Origin of the sequence: Microvirga massiliensis (assembly GCF_001006805.1) — a bacterium.
In the GTDB taxonomy this organism is placed as follows: Bacteria; Pseudomonadota; Alphaproteobacteria; order Rhizobiales; family Beijerinckiaceae; genus Microvirga; species Microvirga massiliensis.
In genome coordinates this window covers 324570-342187 of the sequence record NZ_LN811355.1, presented here as the reverse complement: position 1 = coordinate 342187, position 17618 = coordinate 324570, and the positions used below count along the sequence as shown (strand labels likewise).

19 protein-coding genes are annotated in these 17618 nt (G+C 64.0%); all 19 read left to right on the top strand.

Going from position 1 to position 17618, the window contains the following annotated elements; all coding sequences use genetic code 11:
* The first annotated feature begins 80 nt into the window (after positions 1-80).
* Positions 81-1418 carry a preprotein translocase subunit SecY gene (gene secY / locus BN1233_RS19995; RefSeq protein WP_046865339.1) on the top strand — a complete coding sequence of 446 codons (1338 nt, stop codon included), beginning with the start codon at positions 81-83 and terminating at the stop codon, positions 1416-1418.
* Between the two features lie 50 nt (positions 1419-1468).
* Complete coding sequence (locus tag BN1233_RS19990) at positions 1469-2050, top strand: adenylate kinase (RefSeq protein WP_046865338.1); 582 nt, start codon at positions 1469-1471, stop codon at positions 2048-2050.
* Positions 2051-2240: 190 nt separating this feature from the next.
* On the top strand, positions 2241-2420 hold the full coding sequence (locus BN1233_RS19985; RefSeq protein ID WP_046865337.1) for a hypothetical protein: 180 nt from the start codon (positions 2241-2243) through the stop codon (positions 2418-2420).
* Positions 2421-2754: 334 nt separating this feature from the next.
* Positions 2755-3123 (top strand): 30S ribosomal protein S13, encoded by a 369-nt coding sequence (rpsM, locus tag BN1233_RS19980; RefSeq protein ID WP_046865336.1) that lies wholly within the window; start codon positions 2755-2757, stop codon positions 3121-3123.
* A 74-nt stretch (positions 3124-3197) separates the two neighbouring features.
* Entirely contained in the window at positions 3198-3587 is a 390-nt protein-coding gene (gene rpsK / locus BN1233_RS19975) for a 30S ribosomal protein S11 (protein WP_046865335.1), read from the top strand.
* Positions 3588-3621: 34 nt separating this feature from the next.
* Complete coding sequence (locus BN1233_RS19970; RefSeq protein WP_046865334.1) at positions 3622-4692, top strand: DNA-directed RNA polymerase subunit alpha; 1071 nt, start codon at positions 3622-3624, stop codon at positions 4690-4692.
* Between the two features lie 117 nt (positions 4693-4809).
* Complete coding sequence (rplQ, locus tag BN1233_RS19965) at positions 4810-5232, top strand: 50S ribosomal protein L17 (protein WP_046865333.1); 423 nt, start codon at positions 4810-4812, stop codon at positions 5230-5232.
* Between the two features lie 134 nt (positions 5233-5366).
* Complete coding sequence (locus BN1233_RS19960; protein ID WP_046865332.1) at positions 5367-6770, top strand: Do family serine endopeptidase; 1404 nt, start codon at positions 5367-5369, stop codon at positions 6768-6770.
* Between the two features lie 48 nt (positions 6771-6818).
* A complete protein-coding gene (locus tag BN1233_RS19955) occupies positions 6819-8132 on the top strand; it encodes a replication-associated recombination protein A (protein ID WP_046865331.1) in 1314 nt (437 codons plus the stop codon).
* Positions 8133-8340: 208 nt separating this feature from the next.
* Positions 8341-8700: a DUF190 domain-containing protein gene (locus BN1233_RS19950; RefSeq protein WP_046865330.1), complete on the top strand. Its 360-nt coding sequence runs from the start codon at positions 8341-8343 to the stop codon at positions 8698-8700.
* Complete coding sequence (gene crcB, locus BN1233_RS19945) at positions 8697-9101, top strand: fluoride efflux transporter CrcB (protein ID WP_244470617.1); 405 nt, start codon at positions 8697-8699, stop codon at positions 9099-9101. Before BN1233_RS19950 ends, crcB begins: the two co-directional genes overlap by 4 nt.
* 128 nt (positions 9102-9229) lie before the next feature.
* Entirely contained in the window at positions 9230-9667 is a 438-nt protein-coding gene (locus BN1233_RS19940) for an EamA family transporter (RefSeq protein WP_046865329.1), read from the top strand.
* Positions 9668-9793: 126 nt separating this feature from the next.
* Positions 9794-11011 (top strand): RluA family pseudouridine synthase, encoded by a 1218-nt coding sequence (locus BN1233_RS19935; RefSeq protein WP_046865494.1) that lies wholly within the window; start codon positions 9794-9796, stop codon positions 11009-11011.
* Between the two features lie 3 nt (positions 11012-11014).
* On the top strand, positions 11015-11620 hold the full coding sequence (locus BN1233_RS19930) for a GNAT family N-acetyltransferase (protein WP_046865328.1): 606 nt from the start codon (positions 11015-11017) through the stop codon (positions 11618-11620).
* Between the two features lie 88 nt (positions 11621-11708).
* Complete coding sequence (locus tag BN1233_RS19925; RefSeq protein WP_046865327.1) at positions 11709-12293, top strand: DUF2939 domain-containing protein; 585 nt, start codon at positions 11709-11711, stop codon at positions 12291-12293.
* Positions 12294-12445: 152 nt separating this feature from the next.
* Positions 12446-13153: an HAD-IA family hydrolase gene (locus BN1233_RS19920; RefSeq protein ID WP_046865326.1), complete on the top strand. Its 708-nt coding sequence runs from the start codon at positions 12446-12448 to the stop codon at positions 13151-13153.
* Positions 13150-13938: an ATP12 family chaperone protein gene (locus BN1233_RS19915; RefSeq protein ID WP_046865325.1), complete on the top strand. Its 789-nt coding sequence runs from the start codon at positions 13150-13152 to the stop codon at positions 13936-13938. The genes BN1233_RS19920 and BN1233_RS19915 overlap by 4 nt, the downstream gene beginning before the upstream one ends.
* Positions 13939-14037: 99 nt before the next feature.
* On the top strand, positions 14038-15570 hold the full coding sequence (locus tag BN1233_RS19910) for an acyl-CoA carboxylase subunit beta (protein ID WP_046865324.1): 1533 nt from the start codon (positions 14038-14040) through the stop codon (positions 15568-15570).
* 10 nt (positions 15571-15580) lie between these two features.
* Positions 15581-17581: an acetyl-CoA carboxylase biotin carboxylase subunit gene (locus BN1233_RS19905; RefSeq protein ID WP_046865323.1), complete on the top strand. Its 2001-nt coding sequence runs from the start codon at positions 15581-15583 to the stop codon at positions 17579-17581.
* The last annotated feature ends 37 nt before the right edge of the window (positions 17582-17618 follow it).

Here is a 17618-nt window from a genome sequence, read left to right as displayed (position 1 = left end):
GCGCTTTAGGATCAAGGCGGCGGCCCGCGTGAATCGTGTGGCCGCCGTTCGCGTGATGGGCGCAGCGTAAGGACAGGAACATGGCCTCAGCAGCCGAGCAGCTTGCGGCAAACATCAACTTCGGCGCGCTTGCCAAAGCCGAAGAGCTCAAGCGCCGTATTTGGTTCACCCTTGGCGCGCTCATCGTCTATCGACTCGGCACGTATATTCCGCTCCCGGGTATCGACCCGGAGGCGCTTCGGCAAAGCTTCCAGAACGCCAGCGGCGGCGTTCTCGGCCTGTTCAACATGTTCTCGGGCGGCGCGGTCGAGCGCATGGCGATCTTTGCCCTGAACATCATGCCATATATCTCGGCCTCGATCATCATTCAGCTGCTGACGTCGGTGATGCCGACGCTCGAGACGCTGAAGAAGGAAGGCGAGTCCGGCCGGAAAGTCCTGAACCAGTATACGAGGTATCTCACCGTTTTCCTGGCCGTCTTCCAGTCCTGGGGGATTGCGGTAGGGCTCCAGAGTTCCGGCTCGATCGTCCGCGACCCCGGGCTGTTCTTCGTCATCTCGACCGTGATCACCCTCACGGGCGGAACGATGTTCCTGATGTGGCTCGGAGAGCAGATCACGGCACGTGGGATCGGCAACGGCGCCTCGCTCATCATCTTCGCGGGCATCGTGGCGAACTTGCCTTCGGCCATTGCCGGCACACTGGAGCTTGGTCGTCAGGGTGCGATCTCGACCCCCCTGATTCTGCTCGTGCTCGTCATGGCGGTCGCCGTGATCTACTTCGTCGTCTTCATGGAGCGGGCACAGCGCCGGCTGCTCATCAACTACCCGAAGCGGCAGGTGGGCAACCGGATGTATGAGGGGCAGACGTCGTTTCTGCCGCTCAAGCTCAATACGTCGGGCGTGATTCCGCCGATCTTCGCCTCATCGCTTCTGCTGCTTCCCGCGACGGTCGCGAGCTTTCAGGCAACCCAGGGCGGGACCGGGATCGTTGCGACCCTGACGGCATATCTGAGCCACGGGCGGCCCGCCTATGTCATCCTCTACGCGGCCCTGATCGCGTTCTTTACCTTCTTTTATACCGCGGTCGTCTTCAATCCGCAGGAAACGGCAGACAACCTGAAGAAGCATGGCGGCTTCATCCCCGGCATTCGTCCGGGCGAGCGCACGGCCGAGTACATCGATCGGATTCTCACGCGCATCACGGTGATTGGGGCGGCCTATCTCGTCCTGATCTGCCTTATCCCGGAAATCCTGGTTTCGTATGCCGCCCTGCCATTCTATTTCGGCGGAACGTCGCTCCTCATCGTGGTCTCGGTGACGATGGACACGATTGCGCAGGTGCACGGGCATCTGCTGGCGCACCAGTACGAGGGCTTGGTGAAGAAGGCCAAGCTCAGGGGAGCGAGGCGGCGTTGAATCGCCTCTCGGGGAACGCTACAGGTTAGAGACGCGCAAGGGGGGCACCGTTGAGGATCATTCTTCTTGGACCACCGGGGGCCGGCAAGGGCACGCAGGCCGTGCGTCTCGTGGAGCGTCTCGGAATCCCGCAACTCTCCACGGGAGACATGCTGCGCTCTGCGGTCTCAGCCGGCACTCCGATCGGGTTGCAAGCCAAGGCGCTCATGGACCGGGGCGATCTCGTCCCGGATGAGGTCGTCGTCGGAATCATCGCGGACCGGATTCGCGAACCCGATGCTGTGGGTGGGTTCATCCTCGACGGCTTCCCTCGAACTGTCGCCCAGGCGGAGGCATTCGACGCAATGCTCGCCAAGAACGGGTCGAAGCTCGACGCCGTCGTCGAGCTCAAGGTTGACCAGGAGGCGCTCGTCGACCGCATCGTCAAGCGTGCGAAGGAAGCAGAGGCGCGCGGCGAGCCCGTCCGGAAGGATGACAATCCGGAGGTCTTCAAGACCCGCCTGGATGCATACCGGACTCAAACCGCTCCCCTATCGGAATATTACGTGGCCCATGGAATGCTTCGGCCGGTCGACGGAATGCGTTCCGTCGACGAAGTGACCGAGGCCATCCGGAACGTCCTGGGACGCTGAACCTCACCCACATGGGGTAATTGTGCAGGCCGGCTGGTCGGTTTCGTGGCTGGCCGGATTCTGGCTCCAGCCGCACAGGCCGAATAAGGCGCATCCGGCGGCGAGGTTCGGAAAATTTGTCCTACTGTTGTTTAGCAAACGGTAGCGCGGATATTCCACACTGGCCTTACATCGCAAGATGGAGGTCGGAATGGATATCTTCGCCACGTCCGTGGGCCAGATGTTCTGCAACGCTGCGATCGGGCTGACAGGCGCAGGAATTGGGCGCTGCTACAACGCCGCCGATATGCGCTCACTGGGCTTCGGGCTGATCGCGCTCATCGCCATGACCTTCGTCTCGACGCGCCTGATGGCGCGACGGAGCCGGTGAGGGGCGGAGAGGCATCCCGCTCCGCGCGTCAGGAGTCCGTGCAGAGGTGCTCGCTGTCCTGGCGTGCCGGAGGAGGGGCCGAGCCCTGCAAAGCTTCCTGGCAACGCACGACCTGCAGGCAGCTTGTCGCGGGCTCACGAATTGTGTTGACGCCACGGGTCGACCGCGCTATGGGCGACGGCTCATGCTCATGAGCCGGACAGGTCCCGGGAGCTTCGTAAGAGGCCCCTAAGGGCTCCGTTCGGTCTTTGGCATTCGCGCAAGGGCCGGCCTCCACCGGACGCGCGAGTCACCCTCCGGGCCCGTTTTCGGGCCCATTTACATGGAGTTGAAGATGGCCCGCATCGCAGGCGTCAATATCCCGACGAACAAGCGCGTCGTAATCGCGCTTCAATACATTCACGGAATCGGGTCCAAGAAGGCTCAGGAAATCACGGAGAAGGTGGGTATCCCGGCAGAGCGCCGCGTCAACCAGCTGACCGATGCCGAGGTTCTGCAGATCCGCGAGACCATCGACCGGGATTATGTCGTCGAGGGCGATCTTCGCCGCGAAGTATCGATGAACATCAAGCGGCTGATGGATCTCGGCGCCTATCGCGGGCTCCGCCACCGTCGCAGCCTCCCGGTGCGTGGCCAGCGGACTCACACGAACGCCCGCACCCGCAAGGGCAAGGCAAAGCCGATCGCCGGCAAGAAGAAGTAAGCATCGGCCGCATCCGGTCGAGAACGAGGCTCCCGAGCGCCTGGCATCACGGGCGCGCCTGAAGGATCAGAAATATGGCAAGAGAAGCAACACGCGTCCGCCGTCGCGAACGCAAGAACATCGTTTCCGGCGTGGCGCACGTGAACGCCTCGTTCAACAACACCATGATCACGATTACGGACGCTCAGGGCAACACGATCTCCTGGTCGTCCGCTGGGTCGATGGGGTTCAAGGGCTCCCGGAAGTCCACTCCCTATGCAGCCCAGGTCGCTGCCGAGGACGCCGCCCGCAAGGCGGCCGAGCACGGAATGCGCACCCTCGAGGTCGAAGTTTCGGGCCCGGGTTCCGGCCGCGAGTCGGCTCTACGCGCTCTCCAGGCCTCCGGCTTCACGGTTACGTCGATCCGTGACGTGACTCCGATCCCGCACAACGGGTGCCGGCCGCGCAAGCGCCGCCGCGTCTGAGACATCTTCGTCCTCAGATCGATTCCGCGAATCCATGGGAGTGCCTTGGTCGAGGCACTCTTCAATCCAGACCTCAAGAGGTGTGGTTGTGATCCAGAAGAACTGGCAAGAGCTTATTAAGCCGAACAAGCTCGAGGTCTCTCCCGGCGACGATCCGAAGCGGGTCGCAACCCTCGTGGCCGAGCCTCTCGAGCGCGGCTTCGGAACGACGCTCGGAAACGCGCTCCGCCGCGTTCTGCTGTCCTCGCTGCAAGGGGCGGCCGTCGCATCGGTCCACATCGATGGCGTTCTCCACGAGTTCTCGTCCATCCCGGGCGTGCGTGAGGACGTCACGGATATCGTGCTGAACGTGAAGGCGGTCGCCATCCGCATGCATGGTGACGGACCCAAGCGCATGAGCCTGCGCAAGACGGGTCCTGGCGCCGTCACCGCCGGCGACATCAACACGGTTGGAGACGTCCAGATCCTGAACCCGGATCTCGTGCTATGCACGCTCGACGAGGGTGCGGAGATCCGGATGGAGTTCACCGTGAACACCGGGAAGGGTTATGTCCCGGCGGAACTCAATCGCGCCGAGGACGCTCCGATTGGGCTCATCCCGGTCGACAGCCTCTACAGCCCGGTGAAGAAGGTCTCCTACCGGATCGACAACACGCGTGAGGGTCAGAAGCTCGACTACGACAAGCTCACGATGACGATCGAGACGAACGGCGCCGTGTCGCCGGAGGACGCGGTCGCCTATGCCGCGCGCATCCTTCAGGATCAGCTTGGCGTGTTCGTCAACTTCGAGGAGCCCCGCAAGGAAGAGGCCGCCTCGGCTGCACCGCAGCTGCCGTTCAACCCGGCTCTCCTCAAGAAGGTGGACGAGCTCGAGCTTTCGGTCCGCTCGGCGAACTGCCTGAAGAACGACAACATCGTCTATATCGGCGATCTCATCCAGAAGTCCGAAGCGGAAATGCTTCGCACGCCGAATTTCGGACGCAAGTCGCTCAACGAGATCAAGGAAGTCCTCGCGTCGATGGGCCTGCATCTCGGCATGGAAGTGCCGGGCTGGCCCCCGGAGAACATCGAGGACCTCGCGAAGCGCTTCGAAGAGCATTACTAAGACATTGACCGCCGACTCTGCCGGCGGTCGACCTTTTCCAACCTCCCGCAAGAGCGCGGGACTTCAAGAGAGACGGCCGACCCTTGGCCCGGCGGCCGCAAGAACCAGGAGAGAGCCATGCGTCACGGTTACCGCGGTCGTCGCTTCAATCGCAGCTCCGAGCACCGGAAGGCGATGTTCGCGAACATGTCTGCCGCTCTGATCAAGCACGAGCAGATCATCACGACGCTTCCCAAGGCGAAGGACCTGCGTCCCGTTGTCGAGAAGCTGATCACCCTGGGCAAGCGTGGTGATCTCCACGCGCGTCGTCTGGCGATATCTCAGATCCGCGACGAGGCCATGGTCAAGAAGCTCTTCGACGTGCTCGGCCCGCGCTACAAGGAGCGTCCGGGCGGATATACCCGCGTGCTCAAGGCCGGCTTCCGGTATGGCGATAATGCGCCGATGGCCGTGATCGAGCTGGTCGATCGCGACGTCGATGCCCGCGGCCAGGATTCCGGCCCAACCCAGGACGAGGCGCCCGAGAGCGAAGCGGCTTGAGCCACGCCGCTCATTCGACGTTTTCCGAGGGCAGCCCGAGACGGCTGCCCTTTTTATTTGCCCGATCCAGCGCCGGAGGTTTACGGGGATCGGATAATCGATTCGGGCATCCGCTCCAGGATGGGTGAAGAGACATGCGTCTACTCGTGAGATCCGCCGCCGTGCTGGCGATTCTCGTCCTGACGGCACCTGCGCCGGTCGCCGCGCAGACTAAGGTGGCGCCACAGTCCCGTGCAGAGGTTCAGCTCTCCTTTGCGCCCATCGTTCGGGAGAGCGCCCCCGCGGTAGTGAATGTCTATGGGGCGCGAGTCGACCGGCGGCGTCAGTCTCGCGAGATGGAGGAGTTCTTCCGGCGCTTCTTCGGTGAAGGCGTTCCCGTTCCACCGGGTCGTTCGCAGACTTCGGTCGGCTCGGGTGTCATCGTCGATCCGAGCGGTCTCGTGATCACCAACAATCACGTGATCGAGAACATGACCGAGGTGAAGGTCGCGCTGGCGGACCGGCGCGAGTTCGAAGCGGAGATCGTGCTGCGGGATCCACGCACCGATCTTGCCGTGCTTCGGCTCAAGAACGCCAGCAACCTTGCGGTTCTGCCACTTGGAAACTCAGAAGCCCTCGAGGTCGGGGACATCGTTCTGGCGATCGGGAATCCCTTTGGCGTCGGTCAGACAGTGACGCAGGGCATCATCTCGGCGCTTGCGCGCACGCAGGTCGGGATCACCGACTATCAGTTCTTCATCCAGACCGATGCCGCCATCAACCCCGGCAATTCGGGAGGCGCGCTCGTGGACATGCAGGGCCGTCTCGTCGGGATCAACACCGCGATCTTCTCCCGATCGGGGGGAAGCCACGGCATCGGATTCGCGATCCCCTCGGCCATGGTAAGAGCCGTTCTCGACTCGGCGAAAGGCGGTGCCCGGGTCGTGCGGAGGCCTTGGCTGGGAGCGAGCCTCCAGGCCGTCGATGGCGAGATCGCGATGGGGCTCGGTCTCGAGCGACCGACGGGTGTGATCGTCAGCGGCGTGAATGAGACCGGTCCTGCCGCGGAAGCCGGGCTGCGCCGGGGCGACGTTATCCTGGAAGTCGATGGGCAGCCGGTCGATAACCCGGAAAGCTTCGGATATCGCTTCACTCTCAAAGGCCTGAGCGGCCAAACCAACCTCACCGTCCTCAGGAACAGCCAACGCCAGACCATGCGCGTGGCTCTGATGCCCGCGCCGGAAACGCGGCCACGCGATCCTGTTCGGGTCCGGGGTCGAACGCCCCTGACCGGCGCAACGCTCCTGAACATGTCGCCGGCCGTCGCCGAGGAGCTTCAGCTCGATACGTCCTCCGAAGGTGTTGTCGTGGCGGATCTGGACGACGGCGCCATTGCAGGCCAGGTCGGCTTCCAGAAGGGTGATCAGATCCTCGCCATCGATGGGCGGCGGATCGCCTCGACCCGCGAGATCGAGCGGTCGCTCCGAAGTGGGGGGCCCTACTGGGAGATCACCGTCAACCGTGGTGGCCGGATCTTCACGAGCGTCCTCGGCCTTTGATCATGTCCCACAGCACAGGGGCGATCCGACGTGTAACTGGCTGTTCCCATGAGTGATCTTTTCGAGAGGGCGGAACTGGGGCGAGACGCGCCTCGCCCATTGGCAGACAGGCTCCGCCCGACGACGCTTGCGGAAGTGGTCGGCCAGGAACATCTCGTCGGCCCGGGCGGGATCCTCACGCGTCTGATCGCGTCCGGCAGCCTCGGCTCGCTCATCTTCTGGGGGCCGCCGGGCACCGGCAAGACGACCGTCGCCCGCCTGCTCGCGCGGGAGACCAGCCTCCACTTCGAGCAGATCTCCGCAATCTTTTCGGGTGTTGCGGAACTCCGGAAGGTCTTCGATGCGGCGCGCGCTCGTCGCATGGCCGGGCAGGGCACGCTGCTCTTCGTCGACGAGATCCATCGCTTCAACCGGGCGCAACTCGACGCGTTCCTGCCCGTCATGGAAGACGGGACCGTGACGCTGATCGGGGCGACGACCGAGAACCCTTCCTTCGAGCTCAATGCAGCGCTCCTGTCGCGGGCGCGTGTGCTCGTGTTCCGTCGCCTCGATGATGCAGCCATTGCAAAGCTCTTGGCCCGTGCGGAATCCGTAACGGGACGCCAGCTCCCGCTCGACGAGGAGGCGAGGGCTTCCTTGGTACGGATGGCCGATGGCGACGGCCGGGCGGCGCTCACGCTTGCCGAGGAGGTCTGGCGGTCTGCGACCCATGGCGAAATCTTCGGAGCCAAGGAGCTTCAGGAGATCGTGCAGCGCCGTGCCCCTATCTACGACAAGGGTCAGGAGGGGCACTACAATCTCATCTCGGCCCTTCACAAGACGATCCGGGGCTCCGATCCCGACGCAGCCTTGTACTATCTCGCCCGCATGCTCGATGCCGGTGAGGACCGGCTCTTCATCGCTCGCCGCCTCGTGCGCGCCGCCGTCGAGGATATCGGCCTCGCGGACCCGCAGGCTCTGGTGATCGCGAATGCCGCGAAACATGCATTCGATTTCCTGGGGTCCCCCGAGGGCGAGCTCGCCCTCGCGGAGGCGACCGTCTATCTCGCCACGGCTCCGAAATCGAACGCGATCTACACGGCCTTCAAGGCGGCAACTCGCACCGCCAAAGAGGCTGGCTCCGTGATGCCGCCCCCGACGATCCTGAACGCGCCCACCAAGCTCATGAAGTCGCTCGGCTACGGCGAAAGCTATCGATACGATCACGACGAGCCGGATGCCTTCTCGGGCCAGGATTACTGGCCGCGCAGCCTCGAGCCGCAAGTGTTCTACGATCCTCCGGATCGCGGGTATGAAAGGGATATCCGGCGGCGGCTCGAATGGTGGGCGAGGCTCCGCGCGGAACGTCGCGGCGGCACATGAGTGCCGCTCGGCGCGTGGTTGGCGCACCAGATTGGGTAGCGCCTGACACGAACCGGTCCTGCACCTCCTGGAGTCAGGCGTGCCCCGGATGCAGCCGGGGTGCTGGTGTTCGCCTACCGAACCATTCGCAAAGCTGATTGACGGATCACATCTTGCGAGAGGTACCTTGGGCAGAAGCGGCCTGTCTTGACGACATGGGAGCACGCCGATGCAGATACCGAGGAACGCGACCCTGTTGCGGATATTCACAGGCGAGAATGACCGCTGCGGTCATCAACCCTTATACGAGGCCATCGTCCTGAAGGCGCGCGAAATGCACCTGGGCGGGGCAACGGTGCTGCGCGGGCCGATGGGGTTCGGCCATTCGAGCCGCCTGCACACCGCGAAAATCCTGCGCCTATCCGAAGACCTGCCGCTCGTAATCGAGATCGTGGACAGCGAGGAGAAGATCGATGCCTTCCTTCCAGTTCTGGACCGAATGATGAGCAGCGGTCTGGTCACGCTCGAAAAGGTGCAGGTCCTGCAATACGGCACCGAGCGCACGGCGCCATCAGCCGAGCCCGCATGATCATGGCGGCGTATTTCTGGATCACCCTCGGCAGCGCGTTGGGGGGCGCGGCCCGCTACTGGTGCTCGGGTATGGTCGCCAATGCCTTTGGGGCGACCTTCCCGTGGGGAACATTGGTCGTCAATGTCGTAGGCTCGTTCATCATCGGGTTCTTCGGCACGCTCACCGGGCCGGACGGGCGGATGTTCGTTCCCTCCGAATACCGGCAATTCGTGATGGTCGGGTTCTGCGGCGGCTACACGACCTTTTCCAGCTTCAGCCTCCAGACCCTCGCTTTGATGCAGGATGGGGAATGGGGCCACGCCGGGATCAATATCGGGCTGTCCGTGGTCCTGTGCCTTGCCTCCGTTTGGCTGGGCCACATCGCCGCCGCCAGCGTCAACCAGTTGAGGGGAGCTTAGGGATGCGACGGACTTCCTCTCCTCGGTTGCCAATTACGGCTGCCGTCCACGCGAGATAGTCGGACATACTCCGAACACAGCGTGGTTCGCCGGTCTGCCCTTGTGCGCAACGAAAGAGGTAGACGGGAATGGGCCTGCTTCTCCTGTCCTGGCAATTCTGGGCCATTGGTTCGGCAGCATTCGCGGCGCTCACTGCCATATTCGCGAGGGTCGAGATCGAGAGCGTCAACCCCGATTTTGCAACCTTTATCCGCACCATCATCATACTCCTGGCGCTTGAAGCCATCCTGGTCGGGACAGAGCAGTGGCAGCCGCTCAGCTCGGTGTCGGGCCGCAGCTACCTGTTCCTGGTGCTCTCCGGACTTGCAACGGGCAGGTCGTGGCTCTGTTACTTCCGCGCTCTCAAGCTTGGGGATGCCGCACGGGTAGCACCCATCGACAAGTTGAGTGTGGTTCTCGTTGCCCTGTTCGGAGTCGTATTCCTTGGCGAGAGACTGCCACCTCCGAACTGGCTTGGGGTCGCTCTCATTACAAGTGGTGCTGTGCTGGTGGCCTGCAAAGGCTGAGGCGCTCTGCAACATGCTCGCCATCGAGGCCAGCCTCGGCCCCGTGTGGAGCATCGTGGAGTGACCGCGAGCAAATGCTTGCAGGAGCGCGTTGTCGCCATCGCGGCTCGGTGCTACCCACCGCTCATGGCACGGGATCAATCTGGTCGAGAGGGCGGGCGCGGCGGACGCGCCGGAGCCAGGCAGGGCTTCAGGGCCGGCAAGACGCCGTCAAAGGCAACTCCGCGATCCGCTCCTTCGAAACCCGAGGCAGGGAAGAAGGCGGGGACAGGGAGGGGGCGAGCGCTGGAAGCGCCTGCCAAGCCGACCCGGGCACAGGCGCGAGCCGCGGCCAGCGAGACGGTTGCGACCGGTGTCCAGACGCTGGTCGTCGAGCCCGACGAGGCCGGCATGCGCGTCGACCGCTTCCTGGTCGCGCGCTTCCCGCAACTCGCGTTCACGCATGTCCAGCGCATCGTCAGGACGGGCGAACTCCGGATCGACGGCCGCCGCGCCAAGCCGAACGAGCGGCTCGAGACCGGCAACAAGGTGCGGGTGCCGCCCCTGCGCCTCGATCAGCCGCGCCCGACCAGGCACGCGCCCGGCGAGGCGGAGGACGAGCGTGCTTTTCTCAAGTCGATTACCCTCTATGAGGACAGCGACGTCCTCGTGCTCAACAAGCCCGCGGGACTGGCCGTCCAGGGTGGCTCGGGCACGAAGCGCCATGTCGATGGACTGCTCGATTCATTGCGGGACGAAGAAGGACAGAAGCCGCGTCTCGTTCATCGCCTCGACAAGGATACGGCGGGTTGTCTCGTCGTCGCGAAAACGCGCTTCGCCGCCTCGGCGCTCGCAAAATCGTTCCGGGCCCGAACCACGCGCAAAATCTATTGGGCGCTCGTCGCCGGCGTGCCGCGGGTTCGGCAGGGGCGTGTTTCCACGTATCTCGCGAAGGATGAGGTCGGCGAGGCGGATTCCCGCATGAAGGTGGCTCACCATGGTGACGAAGGCGCCAGCCATGCGCTGACCTATTACGCCGTGGTCGATACGGCCGCACAGAAGCTCGCCTGGCTGTCACTCAAACCCGTCACTGGCCGCACACATCAGTTGCGGGCGCACGCGGCCCATATCGGGCATCCGATCATCGGCGATCCGAAATACTTCAATGTCGAGAATTGGGAGCTGCCAGGTGGGTTGCAGCAGCGGCTGCATCTTCTCGCTCGTCGGATCGTGATCGCCCATCCGCGCACCGGACGGCCGATCGACGTGACCGCACCATTGCCGCCACACATGCAACAGAGCTTCAACCTGCTCGGGTTCGATATATCCCGGTACGACCCGATCATCGATGCGCCGGAAGTCTGAGTGATGCTCGAGATTACGCCCGTCACCCTTTCGACTAACCGGTTGCTGCTTCGGCCGCTCGAGCGCTCGGACGAAACCGCGCTCATCAGCGCCGCCAGTGACGGATCCCTTTGGGAGAAGCGAACGACGACGGTACCGCGCCCGGAAGAGATGCGTGTTTGTATCGAGAAGGCGCTCTCGCAGGCGGCGGCTGGAATGGCGCTGCCCTTCACGATCATTGTCCGGGACGGAAATCTTGTGGTGGGTTCCACCCGCTACATGAACATCGACGCGGTGAATCACCGCGTCGAGATCGGCACGACGTGGATCGCGCAGTCGTGGCAGCGCAGCTTCGTCAATACGCAGGCCAAGTTTCTGCTCTTGCGCCATGCCTTCGAGACGCTCGGATGCATCGCGGTCGAGCTGCGGACCCATTCCCTGAACCACCAATCCAGACAGGCGATCGAGCGTCTCGGTGCGAAGCAGGATGGATTGTTCCGTCGTCACATGATCATGCCGGACGGGCATATCCGGGACACCGTCGTCTACAGCATCATTCGAGAGGAGTGGCCTCTCGTGAAGGAGGAACTGTCGCGGCGGCTCGGAGTTGACGCGCTCGCGGCCCCGTAGGGTCGTTTGCGCTGACAAGCTGCCACGAAAACATCGGATTGGAGCGCTCTACGGCTCTCCCTCCCGAAGGTTTTCTGAAGTTCTTGTCATGCGTTGGTTGTTTCGTGCCCTCCTGGCTCTCGTTTTCGCCTGGGCTGTCTTTCTGATCTCGCCCTACTTTGCGCTCTACCAGATCGCCGAAGCCGTGCAGACGCGCGATCTCGCGACGCTCGAGGAGCGGGTCGATATGCGGGCTGTCCGCCTATCGCTGACCCGACAGCTCGTCGACGGCTATCTCGATGCGACCGGCCGGACAAAGCAGAGGGGAGGGCTGGTTGCGAATGTCGGAGCCTCCATCGCGGATCCGATCGTCGCCGAGATCGTGACACCGGAGGCGCTTCTAGATCTCCTAGGCCAAGGGGGGCAAGACCGCATGGGATCGGCCTCGATCCCGGATTTGGCTCTGGATCGCGACTCGGCCCGCAAGGCCTGGCAGCTGTTTCTTTCCACGGAGAGCAACGGGTTCCGGATGGTCTCGTTCGGAGTTCCCATCGAAGCCCCGCGACACGAGCAATTCCGCCTGCAGCTCCGGCTTAGTTCCCTGACGTGGCGTCTTACAGGGATCGTCCTGCCCGAGCCCATCAAGCAGCGTCTCGTCGAGGAGATTATCCGCCGCAACCCGAGCGGTGCGTAAGGGCGCGCGCCCGCGCAGCTCACGCCTGAAGCCCTCATGGAAATTGCTGCCGATTTGTGAGACGTGATTGCCGTTCTGCGCGAGCCGGGGCATGGGGCAGGGCCTGGCGTTCCGAAACGAGCCAATCGGCTCCCCATACAGGCTGGAATCCCTTGAGACTCATCATCTTCGACGTCGACGGCACCCTGGTGGACAGCCAGAACATCATCGTCGAGGCACAATGTCGTGCCTTCATACAGCACGGCCTAGAGCCTCCGACACGCGAGCAGGCACTCGCCATCGTCGGGCTCTCGCTCCATGAGGCCTTCACGACACTCGTCGGCCCGAAGGGTCCGGTTTCCGCCATCGCAGAATCTTATCGCAGGGCCTTCGCGGATCTCCGCACCGGCGGTTATCACGAACCTCTCTTCTCCGGCATCGACGCTGTCTTGCGGAGACTCGCCGTGCATCCGGACACGATGCTCGGAATTGCCACGGGCAAGTCGCAGCGTGGGGTTCGACATCTGCTGGAGCGAGAGGGTTGGCACGATCTTTTCGCGACGATCCAGACGGCTGACGATGCCCCCTCGAAGCCACATCCGGCAATGATCCTGCAGGCTCTTGCGGCGACGGAAGCCTTGCCGGAGGAGGCCATCATGGTCGGCGACTCCACGTACGATATGGAAATGGCTCGCGCGGCCGGAACCGACGTCATCGGCGTCTCCTGGGGTTATCACTCCCCCGAGGCTTTGATCGAGGCCGGAGCGCGCCACATCGTCGAGACCGTGCCGGATCTCGAAGCCGAGCTCGTCGCGAGGCTGGCGCGACATCAGCCGGCGACCTCGCAACCGGACGGTACGGCTCCTATCTCGATCCCATGAGCGATCCATTTTCGAGGGACTGGTTCCCGTCAGCCGAAGATCCGAACCCGGTCCGAGCCGCACAGGCCGGAATGAAGCGAGCACTCCCGAAGCGCTTTTACCGAGAGGCTGCCGTCGAGGAGCATGATGGAGGCTTTCGCCTCATCCTCGACAACAAGCCGGCGCGCACCCCGGCCGGGAAGCCGTTGAGCCTTCCAAAGCGTGAGCTGGCCCAGGCCCTAGCGTCGGAGTGGAGCGAGGTTCGAGACGAGATCGACCCCACTTCGATGCCAATCACGCGGCTCGCCAATACGGTCATCGACGGAGTTTCGGAGCGCCGCGCCGAGATCGTCGAGGATCTCGTGGGTTTCGCCGGCTCGGACCTCGTCTGCTACCGTGCCGGTGAGCCGGCGAGGCTTGCGGAGGAGCAGGAGCAGGCATGGGCTCCGGTGCTCGCATTCGCCCGGGAGCGCTTCGGTGCAAGGTTCGATCTTGCGGAAGGGGTGATGCACATCACGCAGCCGGCCGAGAGCCTCGATGCGGTTCGTGCGGCGCTCGAGCAGATCGAGTCGCCCTTCGCGCTGGCCGCCCTGCATGTGATGACGACTCTGACAGGGTCCGTGCTCATGGCACTGGCCCATGCAGGCGGAGCCCTCGGAGCCGACGAAGCGTGGTCCGCCGCCCATGTCGACGAGCACTTCCAGGAGAGCGTCTGGGGAGCCGATGAGGAAGCCCAGGCCCGCCGGGCGCAACGCTGGCGGGAATTCGAGGCTGCCTCCATTGTTTACCGGCTGAGTTCGGAATAAGGCGCCTGAACGGCCGCGCTTTCAGGAGATTTGTTCTCGGTCACCCGCGGCCATGCTAAGGCCACCGCAATCCGGCGGCACGGCCCGGGTGAGGTGTCCATGAAGAATATCCTGGAACGGCTGGAAGACCGTCGCGCGCAGGCACGTCAGGGCGGTGGCGTGAAGCGCATCGAGGCGCAGCATGCGCGTGGCAAGCTTACGGCCCGCGAGCGCCTCGAGCTCCTCCTCGACACGCATTCGTTCGAGGAGTTCGACATGTTCGTCGAGCACCGCTCCAGCGATTTCGGGATGGATCGGACGAAGATTCCGGGTGACGGCGTCGTGACCGGCTGGGGCACCATCAACGGCCGCAAGGTCTTCGTCTTCGCCAAGGACTTCACGGTCTTCGGGGGCTCGCTCTCCGAGGCCCATGCCCAGAAGATCATCAAGATCCAGGACATGGCCCTGAAAGTCCGGGCGCCGGTGATCGGCCTCTTCGATGCCGGGGGCGCGCGCATCCAGGAAGGCGTGGCGGCACTCGGCGGCTATGGCGAGGTCTTCAAGCGCAACGTGATCGCCTCGGGCGTCATCCCGCAAATCTCGGTGATCATGGGCCCCTGCGCGGGCGGCGACGTCTATTCGCCGGCGATGACCGACTTCATCTTCATGGTCCGCGACCGCTCCTACATGTTCGTGACCGGGCCTGACGTCGTGAAGACTGTTACGAACGAGACCGTCACCTCCGAGGAGCTCGGCGGGGCGAAGGTTCACACGACCAAGTCCTCGGTCGCCGACGGCGCCTATGACAACGATGTCGAGGCGCTTCTCCAGATCCGGCGGCTGATGGACTTCCTGCCGTCCAACAATCTCGACGGCGTGCCGGAAATCCCGAGCTTCGACGATCCGAACCGGGGCGACGAATCGCTCGACACCTTGATCCCTGACAACCCGAACCAGCCCTACGACATGAAGGAGCTGATCCTGAAGGTCGTCGACGAGGGCGACTTCTTCGAGATCCAGGAGGCCTTCGCGAAGAACATCGTCACGGGCTTCGCCCGCATCGAAGGCCGCACGGTCGGGATCGTCGCCAATCAGCCGATGGTGCTGGCCGGCGTGCTCGATGCCGATGCCTCGCGCAAGGGCGCGCGGTTCGTGCGCTTCTGCGATGCCTTCAACATCCCGATCGTGACCTTCGAGGACGTACCTGGCTTCCTGCCCGGTACGGCGCAGGAATATGGTGGCCTCATCAAGCACGGGGCGAAGCTGCTCTTCGCCTATTCCGAAGCGACGGTGCCGCTCGTGACCATCATCACTCGCAAGGCCTTCGGCGGCGCCTACGACGTCATGGCCTCGAAGCATATCGGCGGCGACGTGAACTATGCCTGGCCGAGTGCGCAGATCGCGGTGATGGGCGCCAAGGGAGCGGTCGAGATCATCTTCCGGCAAGATCTCGGCAATCCCGACAAGATCGCCGCCCGCACGAAGGAATACGAGGACCGCTTCATGTCGCCCTTCGTGGCGGCCGAACGTGGCTATATCGACGAGGTGATCGTGCCGCACTCGACGCGCCGGCGGATCGCCCGGGCGCTCGCCATGCTGCGCTCCAAGCAGAGCGAGCGGCCCTGGAAGAAGCACGACAACATCCCGCTGTAAGGCTTGCCGCATGTTCGAGAAGATCCTGATCGCCAACCGGGGCGAGATTGCCTGCCGGATCATCAAGACGGCGCGGCGGATGGGCATTCGCACCGTCGCGGTGTTCTCCGATGCGGACCGGGACGCCATGCATGTCGCGATGGCCGACGAGGCCGTCCATCTCGGGCCCCCGGAAGCGGCGCGCTCCTATCTCGTGATCGAGAAGATCGTGGCGGCCTGCCGCGAAACCGGTGCGCAGGCGGTGCATCCAGGCTACGGCTTCCTCTCGGAGCGCGAAGCCTTCCCGCAGGCGCTCGCCGCGGCCGGCATCACCTTCATCGGGCCGAACCCGCGTGCGATCGCCGCGATGGGCGACAAGATCGAGTCCAAGAAGGCGGCCGCCGCCGCGAAGGTCTCGACGGTGCCAGGCGTCCTCGGCGTGATCGATTCCCCCGACCAGGCGGTGCAGATCGCGGACGAGATCGGCTATCCCGTGATGATCAAGGCTTCCGCGGGTGGCGGCGGCAAGGGCATGCGCATCGCCTATTCGGCCGGCGAGGTCGCCGAGGGCTTCGCCCGCGCGAAGTCAGAAGCCGCATCGTCCTTCGGCGACGACCGGGTCTTCATCGAGAAGTTCATCACGGATCCGCGCCATGTCGAGATCCAGGTGCTCGGGGACAAGCACGGCAACGTGGTCTATCTCGGTGAGCGCGAATGCTCGATCCAGCGCCGCAACCAGAAGGTGATCGAGGAGGCGCCGTCGCCGCTTCTCGACGAGGCGACGCGCCGGAAGATGGGCGAGCAGGCGGTCGCGCTCGCAAAGGCGGTCGGCTACGACTCCGCCGGCACGGTCGAGTTCGTGGCCGGCCAGGACCGCTCATTCTTCTTCCTCGAGATGAACACGCGGCTGCAGGTCGAGCATCCCGTGACCGAGATGATCACCGGAATCGATCTCGTCGAGGAGATGATCCGGGTCGCCGCCGGCGAGCGCCTGCGGCTCACGCAGGCCGATATCCAGCTGAACGGCTGGTCGGTCGAAAGCCGCATCTATGCCGAGGATCCGACCCGCAATTTTCTGCCCTCGACAGGGCGCCTGATCACCTACCGGCCGCCCCCAGAAGGAAGCTTCGGCGACGTCACGATCCGCAATGACACCGGCGTTGGAGAGGGCGGCGAGATCTCGATCTATTACGATCCGATGATCGCCAAGCTCGTGACCCATGCCCCGACACGCGAGCGGGCGATCGAGGCGCAGGCAAACGCTCTCGATGCCTTCGCGATCGATGGTATCCGCCACAACATTCCCTTCCTCTCGGCTCTGATGCAGCATCCGCGCTGGCGCGAGGGGCGGCTTTCCACGGGGTTCATTGCCGAGGAGTTCGCGGACGGCTTCAAGGCGCCGCAGCCGCAGGGAAGCGTTGCCCTCCGGATGGCTGCCGTCGGGGCCGCGATCGATCACCTCATAAACGAGCGCAAGCGGCAGATCACGGGTCAGATGCGGCCCAGCCGCTTCGTGCGCTTCGAGCGCGAGCGAGTCGTACAGCTTGGGGATGAACGCTTCGAGATCGTGATCGGGGAGTCCGACACAGGCGTCGAGATCCTCATGAACGGCGACACCTGGCCGGTGATCTCGGAGTGGCGTCCGGGCGATCCCGTCTGGACCGGGACCGTCGGCTCAGAGGTGATTTCGGTCCTGGTGAGGCCGGTGCTGAATGGCATGTGGTTGTCCCATGCCGGCGCGGCGGCCGAGACCCGCGTCTATACCCGGCGGGAGGCGGCGCTCGCCGCGCTGATGCCGGAGAAGATGATTGCGGATACCGGCAAGCAACTGCTGTGTCCGATGCCCGGTCTCGTCAAGGCGATCAGCGTCAGTCCCGGCCAGGAGGTGAAGGTCGGAGAGGCGCTCTGCATCGTCGAGGCGATGAAAATGGAAAACGTGCTGCGCGCCGAGCGGGACGCTACCGTGGCCCGCATTCTCGCCAAGGAGGGCGAGAGTCTCGCGGTCGACGCCGTCATCATGGAGTTCGCCTGAGTCGGATAGAGCTCCTGATCAACGATATTGGTTCGGG

What these genes read in the sequence shown, in the direction of transcription:
- BN1233_RS19985 (WP_046865337.1), top strand. Translation starts at nt 2,241, where the DNA reads ATGGATATCTTCGCCACGTCCGTGGGCCAGATGTTCTGCAACGCTGCG.
- BN1233_RS19910 (WP_046865324.1), top strand. Translation starts at nt 14,038, where the DNA reads ATGAAGAATATCCTGGAACGGCTGGAAGACCGTCGCGCGCAGGCACGT.
- BN1233_RS19950 (WP_046865330.1), top strand. Translation starts at nt 8,341, where the DNA reads ATGCAGATACCGAGGAACGCGACCCTGTTGCGGATATTCACAGGCGAG.
- BN1233_RS19940 (WP_046865329.1), top strand. Translation starts at nt 9,230, where the DNA reads ATGGGCCTGCTTCTCCTGTCCTGGCAATTCTGGGCCATTGGTTCGGCA.
- secY (WP_046865339.1), top strand. Translation starts at nt 81, where the DNA reads ATGGCCTCAGCAGCCGAGCAGCTTGCGGCAAACATCAACTTCGGCGCG.
- rpsM (WP_046865336.1), top strand. Translation starts at nt 2,755, where the DNA reads ATGGCCCGCATCGCAGGCGTCAATATCCCGACGAACAAGCGCGTCGTA.
- BN1233_RS19925 (WP_046865327.1), top strand. Translation starts at nt 11,709, where the DNA reads ATGCGTTGGTTGTTTCGTGCCCTCCTGGCTCTCGTTTTCGCCTGGGCT.
- BN1233_RS19960 (WP_046865332.1), top strand. Translation starts at nt 5,367, where the DNA reads ATGCGTCTACTCGTGAGATCCGCCGCCGTGCTGGCGATTCTCGTCCTG.
- rpsK (WP_046865335.1), top strand. Translation starts at nt 3,198, where the DNA reads ATGGCAAGAGAAGCAACACGCGTCCGCCGTCGCGAACGCAAGAACATC.
- rplQ (WP_046865333.1), top strand. Translation starts at nt 4,810, where the DNA reads ATGCGTCACGGTTACCGCGGTCGTCGCTTCAATCGCAGCTCCGAGCAC.
- BN1233_RS19915 (WP_046865325.1), top strand. Translation starts at nt 13,150, where the DNA reads ATGAGCGATCCATTTTCGAGGGACTGGTTCCCGTCAGCCGAAGATCCG.
- crcB (WP_244470617.1), top strand. Translation starts at nt 8,697, where the DNA reads ATGATCATGGCGGCGTATTTCTGGATCACCCTCGGCAGCGCGTTGGGG.
- BN1233_RS19970 (WP_046865334.1), top strand. Translation starts at nt 3,622, where the DNA reads ATGGGAGTGCCTTGGTCGAGGCACTCTTCAATCCAGACCTCAAGAGGT.
- BN1233_RS19905 (WP_046865323.1), top strand. Translation starts at nt 15,581, where the DNA reads ATGTTCGAGAAGATCCTGATCGCCAACCGGGGCGAGATTGCCTGCCGG.
- BN1233_RS19955 (WP_046865331.1), top strand. Translation starts at nt 6,819, where the DNA reads ATGAGTGATCTTTTCGAGAGGGCGGAACTGGGGCGAGACGCGCCTCGC.
- BN1233_RS19935 (WP_046865494.1), top strand. Translation starts at nt 9,794, where the DNA reads ATGGCACGGGATCAATCTGGTCGAGAGGGCGGGCGCGGCGGACGCGCC.
- BN1233_RS19930 (WP_046865328.1), top strand. Translation starts at nt 11,015, where the DNA reads ATGCTCGAGATTACGCCCGTCACCCTTTCGACTAACCGGTTGCTGCTT.